The sequence below is a fragment of the Pseudomonas sp. R4-15 genome (assembly GCF_055768815.1).
Genome location: NZ_CM147293.1, coordinates 1,955,963 through 1,977,718 on the forward strand (window position 1 = coordinate 1,955,963; position 21,756 = coordinate 1,977,718).

The following is a 21,756-nucleotide window of genomic DNA, read 5'->3' on the forward strand; positions in this document are numbered from 1 at the left end:
CGGAGACAACCCATGCCGCAGTTTTTCATCAATCGCCCGGTGTTTGCCTGGGTGATCGCCCTGTTCATCGTGCTGGTCGGCCTCATTGCGATCCCGCAACTGCCCATTGCCCGCTACCCGTCGGTGGCGCCGCCTTCGGTGACCCTCTACGCCACCTATCCGGGTGCCACCCCACAGACCCTCAACGACTCGGTGGTGAGCCTGGTCGAGCGCGAGCTTTCCGGGGTGAAGAACCTGTTGTACTTCGAGTCCTCGGTGGACACCTCGGGCACCGCGCAGATCACCGCCACCTTCAAGCCGGGCACCGATGCCGAGCTGGCCCAGGTGGACGTCCAGAACCGCATCAAGGCGGTGGAGCCGCGTCTGCCCCAGGCCGTGCGTCAGAACGGCCTGCAGGTGGAATCCGCCGCCTCGGGCTTTCTGATGATGGTCGGCATGACCTCGCCCAATGGTCAGTACGACGAAGTGGCGCTGAACGATTACCTGGCGCGCAACATCGTCCAGGAGTTGCGCCGTATCGACGGCGTGGGCCGCGTGCAGCTGTTCGGCGCCGAGCAGGCCATGCGCGTCTGGGTCGACCCGCAGCAGCTCACTGCCTATGGCCTGACCATGAACGAACTGGTCCAGGCCATCGAGCAGCAGAACGTGCAGATCGCTCCCGGCCGGGTCGGTGACGAGCCGGCGTTGCCGGGCCAGCGCCTGACCGTGCCGCTGATCGTGCAGGGGCAACTGAGCACGCCTGAGCAGTTCGCCGCCGTGGTCCTGCGCGCCGCTGCCGATGGCGCCAAGGTGGTGCTCGGTGACGTGGCGCGCATCGAGCTGGGTGCACAGTCCTATGCCTTCTCCAACCGCGAGAATGGCGTGGCGGCGACCAGTGCCGCGATCCAGTTGTCGCCCGGAGCCAACGCCGTGCGTACCGCCTCGGCCGTGCGCGAGCGCCTGGCCGAGCTGGCGCCGAGTATGCCCTTCGGCATGGCCTATTCGGTGCCGTTCGACACCGCGCCCTTCGTCAAGGTGTCCATCGAGAAGGTGATCTACACTCTGTTCGAGGCCATGGCGCTGGTGTTCCTGGTGATGTTCGTGTTCCTGCAGAACCTGCGCTACACGCTGATCCCGGCCATCGTCGCGCCGATTGCGCTGCTCGGCACCTTCGCGGTGATGCTGCTGGCGGGCTTCTCGATCAACTCGCTGACCATGTTCGGCATGGTGCTGGCCATCGGCATCATCGTCGATGACGCCATCGTAGTGGTGGAGAACGTTGAACGGCTGATGGCCACCCAGGGGCTGTCGCCGAAAGAGGCGACCCTGCAGGCGATGCGGGAAATCACCGGGGCGATCATCGGTATCACTCTGGTACTCACCGCCGTGTTCATCCCCATGGCCTTCGGCAGTGGCTCGGTGGGGGTGATCTACCAGCAGTTCACCCTGTCGATGGCGGTGTCGATCCTGTTCTCGGCCTTCCTCGCCCTGAGCCTGACGCCGGCGCTGTGCGCCACGCTGCTGCGCCCGGTCAGCGCGGATCATCATGAAAAACGCGGCTTCTTCGGCGCTTTCAACCGCGGTTTCGAGCGCATGACAGCGAGCTACGGGGCGCGGGTGGCGCGCCTGGTCGGGCGCAGTGGGCGGATGATGGCAGCGTTCGCCGTGCTCTGCGCGGTGCTGGCCGTCGCCGCCGCGCAATTGCCGTCGTCCTTCCTGCCGGAAGAGGATCAGGGCTACTTCATGACCTCCATCCAGTTGCCCACCGGCGCCACCAGCGAGCGCACGCTGGACGTGGTCAAGGCCTACGAGGCGCACGTCGCTTCGCGCCCAGGGCTGGATGCCAACATGGTGGTGCTGGGTTTCAGCTTCGCCGGCTCCGGCCCCAACGCAGCCATAGCCTTTACCATGCTCAAGGACTGGAACCAGCGCCATGGCGCCACTGCCGCCGAAGAAGCAGCGCTGGCGCAGCAGGCCATGGCCGGTAACGTCGAAGGCACGGTGATGAGCCTGATGCCACCGGCCATCGACGAGCTCGGTACCTCCTCGGGCTTCACCCTGTTCTTGCAGGATCGCGCCAACCGTGGCGAGACTGCGCTGCTGGCGGCGCAGGCGCAACTGCTGGCACTGGCGGCGCAGAGCAAGGTGGTCAGCGATGTCTACCCCGACGGCCTGCCGCCCGGCGAGAGCATCCGCCTGCAGATCGACCGGCAGAAGGCCGAGGCCATGGGGCTATCCTTCTCCGCCGTGAGCAGCACGCTGTCGGCAGCCATGGGCTCGTTGTACGTCAACGACTTCCCCAATGCCGGGCGCATGCAGCAGGTCATTCTGCAGGCCGACGCCGCGGCGCGCATGCAACTGGACGACGTGCTCGGCCTGCGCGTGCGCAATGCAGGCGGCGGCATGGTGGCGCTGCGCGAGGTGGTGACGCCGGTGTGGAGCGAGTCGCCGCAGCAGATGATGCGTTTTCAGGGGTATCCCGCCGTGCGTATCGCCGGCGGTGCGGCTGCCGGGGTTTCCAGCGGTGCGGCGATGGCCGAGATGGAACGCCTGGTCGCCCAGTTACCGCAGGGCTTCGCCGTGGCCTGGACCGGGCAGTCGCTGCAGGAGCGCCAGTCGGCGGCGCAGGCACCGCTGCTGATGCTGCTCTCGGCGCTGGTGGTGTTCCTGGTGCTGGCGGCGCTCTACGAGAGCTGGTCGATCCCGCTGTCGGTGATGTTGGTAGTGCCGCTGGGCTTGCTCGGCGCGGTGGCCGCAGTGATGCTGCGCGGCATGCCCAACGACGTGTTCTTCAAGGTGGGGATGATCACCATCATCGGCCTGTCGGCGAAGAACGCCATCCTCATCGTCGAGTTCGCCCGTCAGTTGCATGCCGAGGGGCGCACGCTGATCGACGCCGCCGTGACCGCTGCGCGCCTGCGCCTGCGGCCGATCCTGATGACCTCGCTGGCCTTCACCCTCGGTGTGATGCCGCTGATGCTCGCCTCCGGCGCCAGTGCCGAAACCCAGCACGCCATCGGCACCGGGGTGTTTGGCGGCATGCTCAGTGGCACCCTATTGGCGGTGTTCTTCGTGCCGGCCTTCTTCGTCTTCGTCATCGGCACGCAGGAGCGTTTCAGCGCCTGGCGTGCGCAGCGGGGCGGCGCCGCGCTGACCCAGGAGAACCCATGATGCGCCTGTTTCTGACCCTGCCGCTGCTTGCCTGCCTGAGTGCCTGCTCACTGACCCCGCCGCTGGAGCGTGCGGCCGCACCGGTGCCCGCGCGCTATGCCATGGCTGCTGAACCAGCCCCGACGCTGCCGGCCAGCGCCCTGGGCTGGCGCGCGATGTTCGCCGACCCGCGCCTGCAACGGCTGATCGACCTTTCGCTGGCCAATAACCGCGACCTGCGCCTGGCCATCCTCAACGTCGAGGCGACGCAGGCCCAGGCGAACGTCCAGCGCGCCGCACGTCTGCCGGCTGTGGGGCTGGAGGGAACGCGCACGCGGGAGCGCGCTTTGACGACTGATGCGAACGGCCAGGCTAGCCGCGAGGTGAACCAGCAGACCGGGGTGAACGTCGCCCTCAGCGCCTTCGAGCTGGACCTGTTCGGCCGCGTGCGCGCACTCTCCGATGCGGCGTTCGCGCGTTACCTGGCCAGTGAGCAGGGCCGCGATGCGGCGCAGATCACCCTGGTCGGCGCGGTGGCCGAGGCCTACTTCGCCCAGCGCCTGGCTGACGAGCAACTGCAGTTGACCGAGCGCACCCTGGCTGACTGGCAACAATCGTTGCAGCTGGCGCGCCTGCTCAAACAGGCCGAGCAGAACAGCAGTCTGGATGTGGCCCAGGCCGAAGGGCAGGTGGCCCTGGCCGAAGCCGACCTGGAAGCGCGCCGCCGCGCTTTGGCGCAGGCGGACAACGCCCTGCAATTGCTGGTGGGCAGCGAGCTACCGGTCGATCTGCCCGCGGCCTTGCCACTGGAGCGCCAATCTCTGATCGCGCAACTCCCGGCGGGGCTGCCGGCCGACCTGCTGCTGAGCCGACCAGACTTGCGCCAGGCCGAACAGATGCTGGTAGCGGCCAATGCCGATATCGGCGCGGCGCGGGCGGCGTTCTTCCCGCAGATTTCCCTGACTGCGTCCTTCGGTTACGCCAGCACCTCGCTCGCTGGCCTGTTCGACCCGGCGCGGCAGGTCTGGCGTTTCGCCCCGCAGATCACCCAGCCGCTGTTTCAGGGCGGGCGCCTGCGTGCTGAACTGCGCCTGGCCGAGGTGCGTAAATCCGAGGCGGTCGCGCAGTACGAGCGCGCCATCCAAAGCGCCTTCCGCGAGGTGGCCGATGCCTTGGCGGGAACAGCCACCTTCGGCCGCCAGATCGAGGCACAACTGCGTGCAGTGAATGCTGCCGAACGGCGCCTGGCGCTGTCCGATCTGCGTTACCGCGCAGGCGTCGACGGCCGCCTGGAACTGCTCGACGCCCAGCGCCAATTGCAGGCTGCACGGCAAACACTGCTGGAGTTGCGCCGCGCAGAAATCGCCAACCGAGTGGCGCTGTACAAGTCGCTCGGTGGCGGCCTGCACGAGCGCGATGTAGCAGACCGTGGAAGAACGCCTGTAGATTTCGAGGATGCGACGCTCATCCCAGCGCCTGCGATCGGCAGAAGCGGTCACGGTTCAAGCACTTTTAACAGACCGCCCCTGTCGCTGGGCCTAATCCAGGCCTCGTGAACGTACTACTTGAGTAATTCGATGGTGCTCAGGGTGAGCTCGTCGCTGGAGCTCTCTATTTGGCCCATACATTGGTGGAACAAGATCCAGGCGTGAGGACCTAGGAACGGGTTGCCCGTCGCCAGGAAAACTGGACTATCCCCTCCAGAAGGAGCCAGGCCTCGAGCGTAAGGAATGGCTAGACGTTATCGAACCGGTTGGTCATGGTATTTTCCGATTAGGCCAAAGCCTCATCGTCCATCCGAGGCTCTACGAGACAACATGTCCAGGATTGCAATCTCCGATCTAACAGTGCCATGGGACGTCGACAGCTTCTCGCGATCCGTTATGGCATTAAGTGCCACATCGATAACGAGGGACTGGGAAAACGCGAGGCATCAGCACCGCAAGGCGCAGCTGATCTACTCACTACGCGGCATTCTCAACTGCGAAATTGAAAACGGTATCTGGATCGTTCCGCCGCAGTGCGCCATATGGATACCGGGAGACTTGCCACACGCGGCGCGGGGATCGGGTGAAACGGAATGCTATTGCCTGTTCGTTGAGCCAGACGCAGCACCGGACCTTCCGAGAACCTGTTGCACGATTTCGGTATCGCCCTTGCTACGCGAGTTGCTACTGAAAGTGGCCAGTTTTCCTGAGTCATATGCTCAGGGTGGACGAGAAGACCGGTTGATTGCCGCGTTGCTCGATGAGTTGGTGGCGGCCCCCGTGGAAGGCTTACATCTGCCCATGCCGCGTGATCCCCGATTGCGCTGTCTCGTGGAAATGATTCTGGCCGACCCTGCAGACAAGACCTCGAAGGCCGATTGGGCTACTCGAATTGGTATGAGCGAGCGCAGCATGAGCCGTCTTTTGCTGCATGAAATTGGGATGAGCTTTGGGGGCTGGCGTCGGCAGTTGCACGTGATCCTTGCGCTTCAACGTTTGACCAAGGGCGAAAGCGTGCAGACGGTGGCATTGGAGCTGGGGTACGAAAACGCCAGCGGGTTCATAACCATGTTCCGCAAGGCCATGGGCAAACCTCCGGCACGATACCTATCGGATCGCATCAGCGGCTCAGAGCTCGCTTCCGTGCCCGGCATTATGCTCCCCAGTGAAATCTCACCCTGAGGCGTCAGGCTATCCTTTCGGAACCACGGCCGTTCACCGTCGCCTGTGGCCCTTCCTTGCGAAGTTGCCGACATCTCGCGACGTGGTGGTGATGGTGAAGATTGACTCCGCCGAGAGCAACGCCTTCTTCGGATGCCAGCGACTGCAGGTGTTCACGCAACACCAGGTCTTCAACGAAAACCATCCCCGCGCCAAAATGACATCGCGCTTGGCCTAAATGAATAACATTCTGGCCTGGTTTCGCCATCGCTCCCCGCTGCCTCTATTGTTAAATGCAACATCTAAATACAAATGAGTATTGTTGATGTTCATCAATTCAACTGTTGGGAAGACCCGTTGGCCAATTGATATGCGCGCAGAGCCCGAGGGCTATCCTCATCTGGATGGGCCGTACAAGGGCGTAATCAGGAGTGCTCCCCGCACCGTGCTGGGCTCGGCAGTTGCGGCGGCAGTTCTCATTAGCGCGCAGGGTGCATTCGCCGCCGAGCCAGCGCCGATCCAAACTAGGGCGAGGGAGGCGTCTCGAGAGGAGATAGCCTTGCCAACCATCACCGTAACGGGCCGCATGGATGCGGCGACCACCGAAGGTTCTGGCTCCTACACCACGGGCGAGACGGCGGCTGCCACGCGCCTGCCGCTGTCGCTGAAGGAAACACCGCAGGCGGTGACGGTGGTCACGCGTCAGCGGATGGACGACCAGCAGTTGAATTCGGTGCAGAACGTGCTGGAGAACACCGTGGGCGTCACGTCATACCAGTCCGACACCGAACGAACGAGTTTCTATTCGCGTGGTTTCCTGATCAACAATGTCCAGTACGACGGCATCCCCACCGTGGTCGGCAACATCGTCAATGGGAGCGGCATCGGTTCAGTTGATACCGCGTTCTATGATCGTGTCGAGGTCGTGCGCGGCGGGTCCGGCTTGCTGACCGGCACTGGCAACCCGTCTGCCGCCATCAATTTGGTGCGCAAGCGACCGACCCGTGACTTCTCGGCCGCCGCCTCACTTGGCGCTGGGAGTTGGGACACCTACCGGGGCATGGGCGACATCTCGACGCCGTTGACCGAGGACGGCCGTATCCGCGCGCGCCTCGTAGGGGCTTACCAAGATGGGCATTCGTATCTCGACGGCTACAAACCGGAGAGAAAGTCTTTCTACGGCATCATTGAGGCGGATCTAACGCCGGACACGACGGTGAGCCTGGGCTATGACTACCAGGACATCACGCCGAAGGGCGCCACCTGGGGGGGATTGCCACTATGGTTCAGCGACGGCACGCAGGCGGAATATTCACGCTCCAAGACTTACGCACAGGACTGGAGCCATTGGGATAACACCCTCAAAACGGCTTTTGCCGAGATCGAACACCGCTTTGACAACGGCTGGGAACTCCGCGCCATTGCTAACCAGTATCGCACCGAATCCGATGCCAAACTGGCCGGCCTGGTCGGCCGCCCCGATCGCGCCACGGGACTGGGCTTTTTTCCCTCCGGCGCTTATCCGGTAGCGCTGGCGTCCGAAGCCAACAGCCGTCAAAACACCTTTGACGTGATGGCGAGCGGCCCCTTCGAATTGCTCGGCCGCCAGCATGATCTGGTGGTAGGGGCGACGCGTTCGCGCCGCACGGCCAGCCAGGAGGATATCGCACCGTTCTATCCAGGCTTTACGCCGGTCAACATCTATGATTTGACTCCCGCCTTGCCCCGCCCCGACTTCGAGGCCATGCCTTGGATACCGACCCGCACCCGAATCAAGCAGAGCGGTGTCTACAGCGCAGCCCGCTTCTCGCTGGCCGAGCCTCTGAAACTCATCGTCGGCGGTCGCTTCAGCAACTACGAAATCGACGATAACGCCAACGGCAGCTCGTTGCACTACAAGAAGCGCAACGAATTCACTCCGTATGCCGGCCTGATCTACGACATCAACGAGACCTATTCGGCTTACGTCAGCTACACGGGCATCTTCAACCCACAGACCGACTATCGCGATAGCAATGGCAACGTGCTCACGCCGTCAAAGGGAAAGACCAAGGAAATCGGCCTCAAGGGCGCTTACCTGGACGGACGTCTGAATGCGGCCGTGGCCTTGTTCGAGACCCAGCTCGACAACGCGGCGCAGATTGTTGCCGGCACCTATACGCCAGCCGGTGGCCAGGCCTACAAAGGCGCGGACGGGACGAAATCCCGCGGGATCGAGCTGGACGTGCAGGGCGAGCTGGCGCGCGGCTGGAACATCTATGCGGGTATCGCTCATTTCACGGCGCAAGACGGCGATGGCATTCGCTTGAATTCGCAACTGCCGCGCACCACCGCGCAGCTTTTCACCACGTACCAGTTGCCGGGGGATTGGAGCAAGTTGACGCTGGGCGGGGGCATCAAATGGCAAAGCCGCTTCTACCAAGCGCCCAATACCGGCACCAGTTCGTTAGGCGGGGAACAGGGCTCCTATGCGCTGGTATCACTGATGGGGCGTTACGACATCACGAAGCAGACCAACGTCGCCGTCAACGTCAACAACGTCTTTGACAAGAAGTACGCGCTACAGAAGGGCGATTTCGACACCGTGGGTTATGGCGCGCCACGCAATGTGATGGTGACGCTGAACTATCGGTATTGATTTGAGCCCAGGCGAACGCTTCTGCATTTGCAAACCTCGCCCTACAAACATTGGTTATCGAGAAATTCCTTATGCCCCTCAAGACTCCCCTGCGCCCCGCGCAAAACCTGGCCGTGAACAATCCCAACAAGGTCGCCTTGTTCTGGTTGACGACAGCCGCTGGTGCCGTGCTGTTCGTCACCTTCCAGTTGTTCTTCTACGTCAATGACTTCGTGAGGGCGCAAGGAGCAACACCGGCGATCACGTTTGAGCCCGACGTACTGTGGATGTTTCCCGCGTTCTATGGTTGTTGGATCGTCGCGGTGCTCTTCGCGCTGATCGGAACCCGTAAGGCCCAGTGGGTTGCGCTGGTCTTGGGCAGCCTGCTTGTCGTTCTGAATACCCTCGGGGGAATAGCCGACGGGTTGCGAGACGGTTGGCACGTGGCCTTTTCGGCTGTGTTCTTCATTACGCTGCCCGGCGTATTCGCGATCGCGACCACCTGGCGTCGCATCAAAAACAAGGAAAACGGCCATGCCGATGAATAGCTCTGACTTCCCTTTGGTGTGGATGAATCTTACCCAAGAACCCGGACATGACCACCAGAAGGACTTCGACGAATTCGAGGAAAATTTGCAGCGCGGGGAGCCCTTCGTTCTCTTGACCGATACCGCGCCTGCTGAGGACCATGAGCACTCGCCGGAAGACAAGAGACGCACTGCGCTCTGGATGAAAAAGCACAATGAACTGCCCTGGGTTTCGTGGAGGCCTCAACTCTTGAGAAGATGAGGCCATGAGAAAGACCACGACCTACTCCCCTGAAGTCCGTGAACGTGCCGTACGCATGGTTCTGGAGCACCTGAACGACTACCCCTCCGAGTGGGCTGCCATTGAAGCCATAGCGCCGAAGATTGGCTGCGCCGCACAAACCCTGCATGGCTGGATTCGTCGCCATCAGACCGACGCCGGCCAACGTCCTGGGCCGACCACTGAAGAGCGTGAACGCATCAAAGCCCTGGAGCGCGAAAATCGCGAGCTGCGAAAAGCCAACGAGATTCTGCGCCTGGCCAGTGCGTATTTTGCCCAGGCGGAGCTCGACCGCCGCACCAAGTCCTGAGGGCCTTTGTCGATCAGCATCGTGACCGTCTCGGGGTCGAGTCGATCTGCCGTGTCTTGCGGATCGCCCCGTCCGGTTACCGCAAGCATGCGGCGCAGCAGCGCAACCCGGCACTGCGCTGCTGCCGTGCTCGACGCGATGACGCATTGATCTTGGAAATCCAGCGCGTATGGGACGACAACATGCAGTGCTATGGCGTGGTGAAGGTCTGGAAGCAGCTGCGGCGAGAAGGCATCGAGGCTGCCAGATGCACGGTAGAGCGATTGATGCGTCTGGCTGGATTACAGGGCATAAGGCGCGGCCAGATCCTGCGCACAACGGTGGCCGGCGACAAGTCGCTCTGCCCGCTGGATCGTGTGCAACGCCAGTTCCATGCCGACCGCCCAAATCAGCTGTGGGTGTCGGACTTCACGTATGTCTCGACCTGGCAGGGCTGGCTGTATGTGGCCTTCGTGATTGATGTCTTTGCGCGGCGCATCGTCGGCTGGCGAGTCAGTACCAGCATGAAGACCGACTTCGTACTGGATGCCCTGGAGCAAGCCCTGTATGCCCGCCAGCCACATCGCACGGGGAGCCTGATCCATCATAGCGACCGTGGCAGCCAGTACGTCTCTATTCGCTACACCGAGCGGCTGGCAGAGGCCGGCATTGAGCCCTCAGTTGGCAGCAAGGGCGATAGCTACGACAACGCCTTGGCCGAAACCATCAACGGGCTGTACAAGGCCGAGCTGATTTACCGTCAATCATGGAAGAGCCGCGAAGCTGTTGAGATGGCGACTTTGAAATGGGTGCACTGGTACAACCACCAACGCCTGCTGAGCTCAATCGGATATATCCCGCCCGCGGAGGCTGAGGCAAACTTCCACCAGCAACAAGCAAGTCAGGCCATGGCGGCCTGACTTAAACGAAACGGCCTCCACAAAAGCCGGGGCGGTTCAGAGTGTTCTGGCCTTCGATAGCTGTCATTCTCGGCGTCACCATTCCCCTGGCTCTGTTTCCTGAGTCCGGCAACCTGATCATCAAGCAGCTGTTCAGCTTCGCCACCGGCAATTTCGGTTGGCTCTATCTGTTCGCTGGCCTTGGCGCCGTGGTATTTCTGCTGTGGCTTGCCCTGGGGCGCTACGGCAATGTTCGTCTCGGTCGTGCAGAGGATCTCCCCGAGTTTTCCTACTTCAGTTGGGTCGCCATGATTTTCTGCGGCGGCATCGGTATCGCCATCGCCAACTGGGCCTGGGTCGAGCCGATCTACTACTACGACGGCCCGCCCCGCGGTCTCGCCGCGCACAGCAAGGAGGCTGCCGAGTGGGCGCTGGCTTACGGGCAGTTCCACTGGGGCCTGACGCCCTGGGCTTTCTACTGCCTGCCGGCGATTCCTATCGCTTACTCCATGTACGTGCGTCGTCAGCCGGGTGTTCGCCTTTCGGTCGCCGCGCGCGGGCTGCTGGGTGACAAAGCCAACGGCTGGCTGGGGATCCTGCTCGATACCGTGGTGGTGTTCGGTATCGTCGGTGGCGTCGGTACCTCGCTGGGCTTAGCCGTCCCCCTGGTTTCGACCATGTCTTCGGACGTACTCGGCCTGCAGCCCTCGTTCGCCTTCGACATGCTGATTCTAGGTCTGTGGACCGCGCTATTCGGCATGAGCGTGTGGTTCGGCCTGAGCAAAGGCATCAAGATCCTCAGCGACATCAACGTCTATCTGGCGGTCTTGCTGCTGGTATTTGTCCTGGCCATCGGTCCGACCCTGTTCATCATCAACGGCTGGTCCAACAGCGTCGGCCTGATGATCAACAATTTCGTGCAGATGAGCCTGTGGACCGATCCGATCGCAAAAGGCAGCTTTCCCCAGGACTGGACCATTTTCTACTGGGCCTGGTGGATCGCCTATGCACCGATGATGGGGCTGTTCGTCGCGCGTATTTCCCGTGGTCGTACCATCCGCGAACTGGTGTTCGCCGAGCTGATCTGGGGCAGCCTGGGTTGCTGGGTATTCTTCGCCGTATGGGGTGGCTATGCCCTCGACCTGCAGCTCTCGGGGGTTCTGGACGTCAGCGCGATTCTCAATCAGCAAGGTATTCCGGCGACCGTGCTGGCGATCCTGAAGACCATGCCGATGGCGAATCTGGTCATCATCACCTTCGTCCTGCTGTGCTTCATCTTCCTCGCCACCACCCTGGACTCGGCTGCGTACGTGCTGGCTTCGGTCACTTCGCGTGAGCTGTCCGGTTATGAGGAGCCTCGTCGCTGGATTCGCATCACCTGGGCGCTGCTGCTGGCGGTCGTGGGTATCGGCCTGATCAAGGTGGGTGGGCTCAAGGCGGTGCAGACCTCCACCATTGTCGTGGCGCTGCCATTGATTCCGGTGTTGGGCATCCTCGCCTGGTCGCTGTTGCGCATGCTCGAGCAGGACTTTGGCAAACGTCTGAGCTCGCCGACGCTTACCGTAGACGGCGCAGCTCCTTCCAGCAGGGCGGCCGTTGAAAGTCCTGGCTATCTCTATGGTACAGCCCCTAATCCAGCGGCACCGATGAATTCCAACCAATAGCGTAACTGCCGGGCAGCGCGCCTATTTCTTCGACAACGCATGGGATGGCCTCGCGGCTTCCACGAGGTTCTCTCATGCCCACCCAACGTGGAGTGCACATGACCAATCAAGTGATACTGCCCCGCATCATGCAGCTAGGTGCCGGTGCCAGCGAGGCCATCCCGAACGTGCTGAGCAGTCTTGGCTGTTCACGCCCGCTGCTGATTACCGACAAGATGATGGTTCAACTCGGCTACGCAACGCGTATCCAGGAAACGCTGGCCGCCAGCGGGCTCAAGGCGGACATCTTCGCTGACACCGTTCCCGAACCCACGGTCGCCTCGATTCAGGCTGGCGTGGACATGGCACGCGCTGGCGATTACGACAGCATCATCGCCCTGGGCGGTGGCAGCCCAATCGACAGTGCCAAGGCCATTGGCATCCTGGCCAAGTTGGGTGGGCAAATGCGCGACTACAAGTTCCCGCGCAACGTCAGCGAGACCGGCCTGCCGATCATCGCGGTGCCGACCACCGCCGGAACCGGCTCGGAGGTGACCCGCTTCACCATCATCACCGACGAGCAGAACGACGAGAAAATGCTCTGCGTCGGCATCGGCTTCATGCCCGTCGCGGCCCTGGTCGACTACAGCCTGACCCTCAGTCTACCGGCGCGTGTGACGGCCGACACCGGTCTCGATGCCCTGACTCATGCCATCGAGGCGTATGTCAGCCAGAAGGCCAACCTCTATAGCGATAGCCAGGCCCTGGCCGCCATGCGTCTGATCGGCCCGAATCTGCGCCGGGTCTACCACGACGGTTCAGACCAAGCGGCTCGCGAAGCCATGATGCTGGGCTCGACGCTCGCTGGCGTCGCCTTCTCCAGTGCCTCGGTGGCACTGGTGCATGGCATGAGCCGTCCGATCGGGGCCTTCTTCCATGTGCCTCATGGTCTGTCCAACGCCATGCTGCTGCCCTGCGTGACGGCTTTCTCCATCCCCGCCGCTGCCGAGCGCTACGCCGACTGCGCACGGGCCATGGGGATCGCCAGCGAACAGGACAGCACCGAGCAGGCCAACGCCAAGCTGCTCACCGAACTGCAGGCGCTCAATGACGAGCTGCAGGTGCCGACACCGGCACAGTTCGGCATCGACCGCGAACGTTTCTTCGAGCTGATGCCGACCATGGCGCAACAGGCGCTCGCCTCCGGCTCGCCGGGCAACAACCCGCGTGTGCCGACGGTTGAGCAAATGGTCGAGCTCTACAGCAGCCTTTGGTAACCCTCAATTTTTCTTAACGAGCAGGCAGGGGTTTTGTGCCCTGCCACCTAATTTTTCAGGAGTCACCCATGAACACAGTAGGACACCTCATCAACGGTCAGATCGTCAGCGACGCTGCTCGCCTGCAGGACGTGTACAACCCCTCCACCGGTGAAGTCAGCAAGCAAGTGGCACTGGCTTCGGTCGCGACCGTCGAGCAGGCCATCGCTGCCGCCGAAGCCGCCTTCCCCGAGTGGCGCAACACGCCACCGATCAAGCGCGCACGGGTCATGTTCCGCTTCAAGGAACTGCTGGAGCAGAACGCCGAGCGCATTGCTCAGATGATCGGCGAAGAACACGGCAAGATTGCCCACGACGCGCTGGGTGAACTGCAGCGCGGCATCGAGAACGTCGAATACGCCTGCGGTGCTCCCGAGCTGCTCAAGGGCGAGCACAGCAAGAACGTCGGCCCGAACATCGACTCCTGGAGCGAGTTCCAGCCGCTGGGCGTTGTGGCCGGGATCACCCCGTTCAACTTCCCGGCGATGGTACCGCTGTGGATGTTCCCGATGGCCATCGTCTGCGGTAACTGCTTCATCCTCAAACCATCCGAGCGTGACCCCAGCTCCACCCTGTTCATTGCACAACTGCTGCACGAAGCCGGGCTGCCCAAGGGTGTGATGAACGTGGTCAACGGCGACAAGGAAGCGGTCGACGTGCTGCTGCGCGACGAGCGCATCCAGGCTGTCAGCTTCGTCGGCTCGACGCCGATCGCCGAGTACATCTACAAGACCGCCAATGCCAACGGCAAGCGCTGCCAGGCACTGGGTGGCGCCAAGAACCACGCCATCGTGATGCCCGATGCGGACATGGACAACGCCGTCAATCAGCTTCTGGGCGCGGCCTTCGGCTCCTCCGGCGAGCGCTGCATGGCGCTGTCCGTTGCCGTTGCAGTGGGCGATGCCGCAGCTGACGCACTGATCGAGAAGATGCAGGCCGCCATGCAGTCGCTGAAAGTCGGTGCCTACTCGGACAAGAGCAACGATTTCGGCCCGGTGATTACCAAGGCCCATCAACAGAAGGTCGTTGGCTACATCAACAGTGCCGAAGAGCAGGGTGCGACCATCGTGGTCGACGGTCGTAAGCCGCAGGTCGCGGGCTACGAAAACGGCTTCTTCGTTGGCGGTACGCTGATCGACCGAGTGAGCCCGGAGATGCTCAGCTACAAGGAAGAGATCTTTGGTCCGGTGCTGCAGGTGGTGCGGGTCGACAGCATGCAGGCCGCGATGGACCTGATCGATGCTCACGAATACGGAAACGGTACCTGCATCTTCACCCGTGATGGCGAAGCGGCTCGTTACTTCTCCGACAACATCAAGGTCGGCATGGTCGGCATCAACATACCGCTGCCGGTGCCGGTGGCCTATCACAGCTTCGGCGGCTGGAAGCGTTCGCTGTTCGGTGACCTGCACGCCTACGGCCCGGATGCCGTTCGCTTCTACACCAAGCGCAAGACTGTGACCCAGCGCTGGCCGTCGGCAGGGGTGCGTGAGAACGCCTCCTTCTCCATGCCAACGATGAAGTAACAGCGTTCGCTTAATACGCCACCAGAGCTGCACCTCTTGATGTCAGCGGGGCAGTTCTGGATGAGCTACGAATTAAAGTCTTTAACCGCTGAGAAACAGCCCGCTGTTGGCCGATTCTGTTGAAAAAGTCGACCTCGGAGAGACCTGCTTTCCGGGGGCTCAAAATACACTCAGTTTTGGTGTTGCTACGTTAAAACCAAGACAGCCCCCGCCTTCTGAGCGAACCAGATTTCAACGTCGACCACGCTCTTTCGTGAGCAAAAATCGCGGCAGGACTTTTTCAACAGAATCGGCCGATAGCTGCCCGGAAGAAAAATCGGACAGATATATTTATCGGACTTATTGCCCCTTTACCCCGGCAATGTCGAGCCCGACGATCTTTCCGAAATCCTTCAGAGAAAAACCTCACCCGAAACCCCGAACCGCTGGGCGAGTGCTCGGATTTGTCGGACGTTGAGTTGGCGTTTGCCGCTGAGGATTTCCGATACCACCGATTGGGCGCCCACTTCGGGTAGGTCGGCTTGATTGAGACCGTGTTCGGTCATCAGCAGGCGCAATACTTCATGGCCCGGTCCCTGGAGGATGGGGTGGTGCACCTGGTCATACGCTGCGATCAGTTCGCCCATCTGCGATGCGAGTAGCATCAGGGGGTGGTCCTCCTGGCCGTTGACTTCGTCGAGTAGTTCATCGAGCGCCTCGACCAGGGTGTCGTAGTCCGCGTCGTCTCGTGGGGGCGTGAGCAGTGGGGCAACGTATTGCCAGTGCTCGGTAGCCTGTTTCAGCCGTGCGTTCATGGGCACCTCTCTACCTCCACTGATCACGGTCGTACTCGGCATGATCGAGTAGGGCACGAATGAAAACCTTCTTGAAGCGATAGTCGATGACGGCGATCAGGCGGAGCTTGTTGCCGCCGATGTCGAAGACATGCTTGTTGCCCACCTTGTCGACGCTGGGAAAGCATCGCTTCATTTCCGCAAAATCTTTGGGCTCTTGCTTACTTAGCAGTCGATACCAGGCATCAAGCGCGTTGGCGGCGTGTGGCCAGCGGGTCTTGGCAATCCAGATGCGCTTTTGCGTGATGATGTGCATGCCATGTCCATATCGCATTTTGCGATAGGCATGCTAGGACGATTCGGCTTTTATAGCAATCCGCTATTCGTCGAGCGAGCCGATCACTAAGAAGGCTCATTTGTTTTCTGATAGCCCACTCACCGCTCCTCACCGCGTCCCCCATGATCCTCCCTCGGTGATCGCCCAAAAAACGCCTTGTATGCACGGCTGAAGGCGGCCTCGGACTCGTAGCCCACGGCGAAGCCGACGTCGCCGACGCGGTTGGCGTGGGTGCCCAGCATGGTCTTGGCCAGTGTCAGTCGCCATTCGTTCTGGTAGCGCAGGGGCGCTCGGCCGACCAGGGCGCTGAAGCGTTCGCAGAAGCTGGAGCGCGACATGCCGGCCAGTTTCGCTAGCGCTTCGATGCGCCACTGTTGCCTGGGCTGTTCGTGAATGGCCTTGAGGACGCGGGCGATGCGGGCGTCGGACAGGCCGCCGAGCCAGCCCGACGCGGCGCCTTGCTGGACCCAGGTGCGCAGTACGCGGATCACGGTGAGGTCGATCAGGCGCGACACCATCAGGGCGCCGCCCGGCTGCACGTCGTGGACTTCCAGCAGCATGAAATGCAGCAGGCCTTCGGACCAGGCGGCGGCGTCGGCGTGTTTGATTTGAATCAGCCAGGGCAGGGCGAAGAGCATGGCGCGGAAGCTGCCCGCGTCGAACCAGAAGCGGCAGATGGCGAGTGTGGTGGGCGCATCGCCGGCGCTGAGCCGGAGTTTTTCCAGGGTGTGCGGCAGCAGGAACAGATCGCCAGGCTCCATCAGTGTGGCGGGCTGATCGTCACGCTGGATTCGCAATTGGCCGCTCTGCACCACGCAGACGTGGGCGCTGTTGCCGTCCAGCGCCAGCGCTTCGCCGGGCTCGAGGGCGGCGGAGTAGACGCGGTCGCCGGTCAGGCGCATGTGTGCGAGCACCTGGGAGAGCAGGTCGCCGCTGGCGAGGCCTTCCAGCTGCATTTCCGGAAGAATGGTCAAGTGTTCCGGTGAATCGGTCATGTTGGGCGAGCCGCGCTTTGACTACCGTAGAGCAGAAAGCATAGCCCGCTGCTGGCTGTCGCCAGAAGCGTTTCGACGTTGGCTGGACTATGCCGATCATCCAATCAGAAGGAGGTGCTCAATGTTCGGAATCTCTGCCCTTGGCTGGGTACATACGCTGGGCAGCCTGCCGGCCATCCCGCTGGCCGCCTACATGTTCGTGCGCCATGGTCGCATCGTTCCCCGCTCCAGGCCGGGGCTGGCTTACCTGCTCTTCATGCTGGTGGGTGCGGGCTCGGTGTTCCTGATCGCCAGGCAGCCGGTGAGCTATGCGATGGGCCTGGTCACCCTGGTGTTGTTGCTGGCGGGCTATGGCGTGGGGCGCCTGCGGGCGCTGGGGCGTGCGCGGATCTACCTGGAAACCGTTCTGCTCAGCATGACGGCGTTCCTGCTGATGCTGCCCACGGTTACGGAAGTGCTGCGCCGTGTGCCGGATGGCCATCCCTTCGTCACGGACCTGCATTCGCCGCTGCTGGTCGGTGCCCAGGTCGGTTTGCTGGGGGCTCTCATCGTGGGTGTCGCGGCGCAGGTGCTCTACATGCGCAGGCAGGCCTTGCTGCGAAGTGCGGCTCAGGTGAGTTGATAGGATTGGGCAATATCGGGATTCGATCCGGCATCGTGCATCGGTGCCTCCCGCCCTAGCATGGTCGCACCTTCATCCCTTCAGGAGTGCATGCCATGAGTGCGACCAAGACCCTGTTCATCACCGGCGTCAGCAGCGGCTTCGGCCAGGCGCTGGCCCAGGAAGCGATCGCCCAGGGGCACCGGGTGATCGGCACCGTCCGCAGCGAAGCGGCCCGCGCCAGCTTCGAGGCGCTGTCGCCCGAGCGGGCTCATGCGGTACTGCTCGATGTGACCGATTTCGACGCCATCGACGCGGTGGTCGCCCGGGTGGAGGCGGAGCAAGGGCCGGTGGACGTGCTGGTGAACAATGCCGGCTACGGCCACGAAGGTGTGTTCGAGGAGTCTTCGCTGGCGGAGATGCGCCAGCAGTTCGACGTCAACGTGTTCGGCGCGGTGGCGGTTACCAAGGCCTTCGTGCCGTATTTTCGCCAGCGGCGGGCGGGGCACATCCTCAACATCACCTCGATGGGCGGGCACATCACGATGCCGGGGATCGCCTACTACTGCGGCAGCAAGTTCGCCCTGGAAGGCATCTCCGACACCCTGAGCAAGGAGCTGGCGCCCTTCGGTATCTTCGTGACCGCGGTGGCGCCCGGCTCGTTTCGCACTGATTGGGCCGGGCGCTCCATGCGGCGTACGCCGCGCAGCATCAGCGACTACGACGCCAGCTTCGATCCGGTGCGCAAGGCCCGCGAGGAGAAAAGTGGTCACCAGCTGGGCGATCCGCGCAAGGCCGCCCGCGCCATGCTGACCCTCATCGACAGCCCCAACCCGCCGGCCCATCTGCTGCTGGGCAGCGACGCGTTGGCCCTGGTGCGTGACAAGCTGCAGCGGACGGCGGAGAGTATTGAGCAATGGCAGGCGCTTAGCTGTTCCACCGACGGCTGAGCATCGACGCGGAGGGCGGGGTAAACGATGGGTGAAGCCGAGGACCCGAGCGCTGCGCACATGGTGCGGTTGATGAGCCAACTGGCGCCGCTGGAAGGTTACAACCTGAGTCCGCTGGACGACGTGCGCTTTCTGCGTTCCAACCGTCCGCTGACGCGCACGCCGGTGCTCTATGAGCCGGGCATCGTGATCCTCTGCCAGGGGCGCAAGCGCGGTTATCTCGGTGAGCAGGTCTACGTCTACGACGCCCAGCATTACCTGGCGGTCTACCTGCGGCTGGACTTCGCCTTGGCCGCACAGCTCATCCCGCAGGTGGACGCGCTGCGCGGCATCACCATGGCGAGGCCGATGGGCATGTATGCCTCGCCCATGGACGAGCCGCTGCGTCAGTCGACCCTGCGCTTTCTGCAGGTGATGGCCGATGACAACGACGCCCGCGTTCTCGGCCCGGCGATGTTGCGCGAACTCTACTACCGCATCCTCACGGGAGAGCAGGGCGGCACCCTGCGTGCGGCTATCGCCCAGCAGGGCCAGTTCGGCAAGGTGACGCGGGCCATCCAAAAGATCCACAGCTGCTACCACGAGCGCCTGGATGTCGAGGCCCTGGCCCAGGAAGCGCAGATGAGCGTGCCCAACTTTCACCTGCATTTTCGCAAGGTGACCGACTCCTCGCCGATGCAGTACCTCAAGTCCACACGGCTGCACCAGGCGCGGCTGCTGATGCTGCGTAACGACCTCACGGCGGCCAAGTCCGCGTTTCTGGTGGGTTACGAGAGCGCCTCGCAATTCAGTCGGGACTTCAAGCGCCTGTTCGGGCGCACGCCATTGGCGGAGGTCGCCTGGATGAAGGCGGCCTACGCGTTGCCCGCCCCGCAGTCGCCGTCGCCCTTCGTTTCCTCGCACTGACGCCGCCGAAAACCCCGCCAGGGCTGCGATCACTCACGCCGTTAAAGGCCAGGCTCTTTGAGCCCGGAGGCTCCGTCGGTCGGGGCTCCTGCGGCCAGAGGCCATCCCCCACGTTTCTCCATCCTGGCGCTGAGCGCCTGCCGGGCGCTCAGTCCTTGCGGCGCTTGAGCTGGTCCTTCAACTGCGTCGGGAGTTGGCGGATGGTGAGCACGTCACGCTCTTCGTCGTAGTCCACGCGCGAGCCGAGCAGGTGCGCCTCGAAGCTGATCGACAGGCCCTCGGCGCGGCCGGTGAAGCGGCGGAATTGGTTGAGGGTGCGCTTGTCCGGCGGGATCTCCGGGGAGAGGCCGTAGTCGCTGTTGCGGATGTGGTCGTAGAAGGCCTTGGGACGGTCCTCGTCGATCAGCCCGGAGAGCTCCTCCAGGGTTATCGACTCGCCCAGGCGCGCCTGGGTGTTGGCGTAGTCGACCAGCGCTTCGGTTTTCTCGCGGGCCTGCTCCTCGGCCAGGTCTTCGCTTTCGACGAAGTCGCTGAAGGCTTTGAGCAGGGTGCGCGTCTCGCTCGGCGGGTCGATGCCTTCCTGGCAACCGATGAAGTCGCGGAAGTAGTCCGAGACCTTCTTGCCGTTGCGGCCCTTGATGAACGAGATGTACTGCTTCGACTGGCGGTTGTTCTGCCATTCGGAGAGGTTGATGCGTGCAGCCAGGTGCAGTTGCGCCAGGTCCAGGTGGCGCGCCGGGGCGACATCCAGCTGTTCGGTCACCGCCACGCCTTCGCTGTGGTGCAGCAGGGCGATGGCCAGGTAGTCGGTCATGCCCTGCTGGTAGTGGGCGAAGAGGACGTGGCCGCCGGTGGAGAGGTTGGATTCCTCCATCAGCTTTTGCAGATGCTCCACGGCCTGCCGGCTGAAGGCGGTGAAGTCCTGCTCGTCGTCCATGTATTGCTTGAGCCAGCCGCTGAACGGATAGGCGCCGGATTCCTCGTGGAAGAAGCCCCAGGCCTTGCCCTGCTTGGCGTTGTAGCTGTCGGCCAGGTCCGCCAGCAGGTCCTCCATGGCGCCGGAGACGGGCAGCTCGGCGTCGCGCGCGTGCAGCGTCGAGGGGCTGCCGTCCGGCTTCTTGTCGATGAGGTGGACGGTGCAGTGACGGATCGGCATGCGGGAATCCTGCGGGCGGGAAAACGCCCTAGTCTACCCGAGGCGCTGGCCGTCGCGGCAGGGCCGGTGAACACGGCAGCAATGGCTGCGCCACCCCGGTCTGCGTGTACCGTCCGGGCCTGGCGGCGTCAGGGACTCGCAGAGCGGGATTGGGTGGCGCACCCAGGACTGCTGACCACAGCGTGAAGAACCAGCCCCTCTGGACGAGGGGCTGGCTGACGCAGGGATCATTCGGGCAACTGGCAGCCTTTCTGGCGCAGTGAGGCGATGACCCAGCTACGGTCGTTCTCGCCGGCCGCGATGCGCTCGAGTTGGGCAATTTCCGCGCGGTTCTTGGCGTCGGCGCGCTCGAAAACGCCGGCGACTTCGTCGTAGGGCACGCAGAGCAGGCCGTCGTCGTCGCCGATAACCAGGTCGCCCGGCTCGATGACCATGCCGTCGATGGCGATCGGTACATTGACCTCTCCCGGGCCATCTTTATAGGGGCCGCGATGAGTGATGCCGGCGGCGAACATCGGGAAGTCGCCAGCGCGGATCGCGGCGGCATCGCGGATGGCGCCATTGATGACGATGCCGGCCACGCCACGTTTGGCCGCATAGGCCACCATCATTTCGCCGATCAGCGCGTTGCTCAGATCGCCACCGGCGTCCACAACCACCACGTCGCCGGGCTCGGCGATATCCAGCGCGTAATGCAGCATCAGGTTGTCACCCGGGCGGGCCTTGACCGTCAGCGCCGGGCCAGCGAGGACACCCCCTGCATGCATCGGGCGCAGGCGCGAGCCGGCCGCGGTCATCCGGTTCATCGAGTCGCTGACGCAAGCGACGGGAACGGAGCGGTAGCGCTCGACCCACTCTGCGCTCACCTTGCGCGCGGCAGACAGAACCCTGAATCCGATGGACATGATTGATACCTCGTATCGACTTTTCTTGTTGGTTAAATGAAATGCCATTTCATAAATAGCATTGGGCGAGTCTGCGCACAACCGCCTCGATGGCAGGGGTGCCAAGCTAATGTGGCTTTTCTCGCGCAAGTTTGCTGTTTTGCAGGTGTCCAGGGTGCGGGCAGGGTGTGCCGAGAAGAGTGGCGCTTTTTGATGAGTATATTGAAATGTCGTTTCGATATGCTAGTCTTGGTTCATTCGTGACCGGGCTCCCCCTGCC

At 62.7% G+C, this 21,756-nt stretch carries 18 protein-coding genes and 1 other annotated feature; of the genes, 13 read left to right on the forward strand and 5 right to left on the reverse strand.

The genetic code is table 11. The features are described from left to right. The first annotated feature begins 12 nt into the window (after positions 1-12). From ACYRGX_RS09350 to ACYRGX_RS09395, 10 genes are all read left to right on the forward strand, one after another. Positions 13-3,150: a multidrug efflux RND transporter permease subunit gene (locus ACYRGX_RS09350; RefSeq protein ID WP_473056286.1), complete on the forward strand. Its 3,138-nt coding sequence runs from the start codon at positions 13-15 to the stop codon at positions 3,148-3,150. Beyond that, on the forward strand, positions 3,147-4,685 hold the full coding sequence (locus tag ACYRGX_RS09355; protein ID WP_473056287.1) for an efflux transporter outer membrane subunit: 1,539 nt from the start codon (positions 3,147-3,149) through the stop codon (positions 4,683-4,685). Before ACYRGX_RS09350 ends, ACYRGX_RS09355 begins: the two co-directional genes overlap by 4 nt. 261 nt (positions 4,686-4,946) lie before the next feature. After that, positions 4,947-5,798, forward strand: coding sequence for an AraC family transcriptional regulator (locus ACYRGX_RS09360; protein ID WP_473056288.1), 852 nt, complete (start codon positions 4,947-4,949; stop codon positions 5,796-5,798). Positions 5,799-6,336: 538 nt separating this feature from the next. Beyond that, entirely contained in the window at positions 6,337-8,415 is a 2,079-nt protein-coding gene (locus ACYRGX_RS09365) for a TonB-dependent siderophore receptor (RefSeq protein WP_473056289.1), read from the forward strand. 71 nt (positions 8,416-8,486) lie between these two features. Next, positions 8,487-8,942 carry a hypothetical protein gene (locus tag ACYRGX_RS09370; RefSeq protein WP_473056290.1) on the forward strand — a complete coding sequence of 152 codons (456 nt, stop codon included), beginning with the start codon at positions 8,487-8,489 and terminating at the stop codon, positions 8,940-8,942. Next, positions 8,929-9,183, forward strand: coding sequence for a hypothetical protein (locus tag ACYRGX_RS09375; protein ID WP_473056291.1), 255 nt, complete (start codon positions 8,929-8,931; stop codon positions 9,181-9,183). The genes ACYRGX_RS09370 and ACYRGX_RS09375 overlap by 14 nt, the downstream gene beginning before the upstream one ends. 4 nt (positions 9,184-9,187) lie before the next feature. Continuing rightward, positions 9,188-10,410 (forward strand): IS3 family transposase gene (locus ACYRGX_RS09380; RefSeq protein WP_473053591.1). Its coding sequence is split into 2 segments (ribosomal slippage): positions 9,188-9,473 and positions 9,473-10,410, totalling 1,224 coding nucleotides; the frame shifts between segments, so codons are not numbered across the junction. Next, positions 9,466-9,582: a sequence feature (AL1L pseudoknot), on the forward strand. It overlaps the preceding gene by 117 nt. Positions 10,411-10,451: 41 nt before the next feature. Next, positions 10,452-12,053 (forward strand): BCCT family transporter, encoded by a 1,602-nt coding sequence (locus tag ACYRGX_RS09385; RefSeq protein ID WP_473056292.1) that lies wholly within the window; start codon positions 10,452-10,454, stop codon positions 12,051-12,053. Positions 12,054-12,151: 98 nt separating this feature from the next. Next, a complete protein-coding gene (locus ACYRGX_RS09390) occupies positions 12,152-13,309 on the forward strand; it encodes an iron-containing alcohol dehydrogenase (protein WP_473056293.1) in 1,158 nt (385 codons plus the stop codon). 68 nt (positions 13,310-13,377) lie between these two features. Continuing rightward, the gene (locus ACYRGX_RS09395; protein ID WP_473056294.1) at positions 13,378-14,874 is read left to right on the forward strand and encodes a CoA-acylating methylmalonate-semialdehyde dehydrogenase; all 1,497 of its coding nucleotides are present in this window, start codon (positions 13,378-13,380) and stop codon (positions 14,872-14,874) included. A gap of 392 nt (positions 14,875-15,266) precedes the next feature. Here ACYRGX_RS09395 and ACYRGX_RS09400 read toward each other — a convergent pair whose 3' ends face one another. The 3 genes from ACYRGX_RS09400 to ACYRGX_RS09410 form a co-directional block, all read right to left on the reverse strand. Then, the gene (locus ACYRGX_RS09400) at positions 15,267-15,668 is read right to left on the reverse strand and encodes a helix-turn-helix domain-containing protein (RefSeq protein ID WP_473056295.1); all 402 of its coding nucleotides are present in this window, start codon (positions 15,666-15,668) and stop codon (positions 15,267-15,269) included. Between the two features lie 10 nt (positions 15,669-15,678). Further along, positions 15,679-15,963 (reverse strand): type II toxin-antitoxin system HigB family toxin, encoded by a 285-nt coding sequence (locus tag ACYRGX_RS09405; protein ID WP_473056296.1) that lies wholly within the window; start codon positions 15,961-15,963, stop codon positions 15,679-15,681. A 119-nt stretch (positions 15,964-16,082) separates the two neighbouring features. Beyond that, positions 16,083-16,979 carry an AraC family transcriptional regulator gene (locus ACYRGX_RS09410; protein WP_473056297.1) on the reverse strand — a complete coding sequence of 299 codons (897 nt, stop codon included), beginning with the start codon at positions 16,977-16,979 and terminating at the stop codon, positions 16,083-16,085. A 121-nt stretch (positions 16,980-17,100) separates the two neighbouring features. Between ACYRGX_RS09410 and ACYRGX_RS09415 the strand changes: the two genes are divergently transcribed. The 3 genes from ACYRGX_RS09415 (at position 17,101) to ACYRGX_RS09425 (ending at position 19,436) form a co-directional block, all read left to right on the forward strand. Continuing rightward, the gene (locus tag ACYRGX_RS09415; RefSeq protein ID WP_473056298.1) at positions 17,101-17,601 is read left to right on the forward strand and encodes a hypothetical protein; all 501 of its coding nucleotides are present in this window, start codon (positions 17,101-17,103) and stop codon (positions 17,599-17,601) included. 95 nt (positions 17,602-17,696) lie between these two features. Beyond that, positions 17,697-18,530, forward strand: a complete 834-nt coding sequence (locus ACYRGX_RS09420; protein WP_473056299.1) for an oxidoreductase — start codon at positions 17,697-17,699, stop codon at positions 18,528-18,530. Positions 18,531-18,557: 27 nt separating this feature from the next. Next, positions 18,558-19,436, forward strand: a complete 879-nt coding sequence (locus ACYRGX_RS09425; protein WP_473056300.1) for an AraC family transcriptional regulator — start codon at positions 18,558-18,560, stop codon at positions 19,434-19,436. Between the two features lie 148 nt (positions 19,437-19,584). On the opposite strand, the gene yejK is transcribed toward ACYRGX_RS09425, so the two are convergent. Continuing rightward, positions 19,585-20,592: a nucleoid-associated protein YejK gene (gene yejK / locus ACYRGX_RS09430; protein WP_473056301.1), complete on the reverse strand. Its 1,008-nt coding sequence runs from the start codon at positions 20,590-20,592 to the stop codon at positions 19,585-19,587. Between the two features lie 227 nt (positions 20,593-20,819). Further along, a complete protein-coding gene (locus ACYRGX_RS09435; protein WP_473056302.1) occupies positions 20,820-21,497 on the reverse strand; it encodes an RraA family protein in 678 nt (225 codons plus the stop codon). Positions 21,498-21,756 lie beyond the last annotated feature (259 nt).

Bases quoted from the DNA above. Each gene is read 5' to 3' on its own strand.
- ACYRGX_RS09350 (WP_473056286.1), top strand. From the start codon at position 13: ATGCCGCAGTTTTTCATCAATCGCCCGGTGTTTGCCTGGGTGATCGCC.
- ACYRGX_RS09355 (WP_473056287.1), top strand. From the start codon at position 3,147: ATGATGCGCCTGTTTCTGACCCTGCCGCTGCTTGCCTGCCTGAGTGCC.
- ACYRGX_RS09360 (WP_473056288.1), top strand. From the start codon at position 4,947: ATGTCCAGGATTGCAATCTCCGATCTAACAGTGCCATGGGACGTCGAC.
- ACYRGX_RS09370 (WP_473056290.1), top strand. From the start codon at position 8,487: ATGCCCCTCAAGACTCCCCTGCGCCCCGCGCAAAACCTGGCCGTGAAC.
- ACYRGX_RS09375 (WP_473056291.1), top strand. From the start codon at position 8,929: ATGCCGATGAATAGCTCTGACTTCCCTTTGGTGTGGATGAATCTTACC.
- ACYRGX_RS09390 (WP_473056293.1), top strand. From the start codon at position 12,152: ATGACCAATCAAGTGATACTGCCCCGCATCATGCAGCTAGGTGCCGGT.
- ACYRGX_RS09395 (WP_473056294.1), top strand. From the start codon at position 13,378: ATGAACACAGTAGGACACCTCATCAACGGTCAGATCGTCAGCGACGCT.
- ACYRGX_RS09400 (WP_473056295.1), bottom strand. From the start codon at position 15,668: ATGAACGCACGGCTGAAACAGGCTACCGAGCACTGGCAATACGTTGCC.
- ACYRGX_RS09405 (WP_473056296.1), bottom strand. From the start codon at position 15,963: ATGCACATCATCACGCAAAAGCGCATCTGGATTGCCAAGACCCGCTGG.
- ACYRGX_RS09410 (WP_473056297.1), bottom strand. From the start codon at position 16,979: ATGACCGATTCACCGGAACACTTGACCATTCTTCCGGAAATGCAGCTG.
- ACYRGX_RS09415 (WP_473056298.1), top strand. From the start codon at position 17,101: ATGTTCGGAATCTCTGCCCTTGGCTGGGTACATACGCTGGGCAGCCTG.
- ACYRGX_RS09420 (WP_473056299.1), top strand. From the start codon at position 17,697: ATGAGTGCGACCAAGACCCTGTTCATCACCGGCGTCAGCAGCGGCTTC.
- ACYRGX_RS09425 (WP_473056300.1), top strand. From the start codon at position 18,558: ATGGGTGAAGCCGAGGACCCGAGCGCTGCGCACATGGTGCGGTTGATG.
- yejK (WP_473056301.1), bottom strand. From the start codon at position 20,592: ATGCCGATCCGTCACTGCACCGTCCACCTCATCGACAAGAAGCCGGAC.
- ACYRGX_RS09435 (WP_473056302.1), bottom strand. From the start codon at position 21,497: ATGTCCATCGGATTCAGGGTTCTGTCTGCCGCGCGCAAGGTGAGCGCA.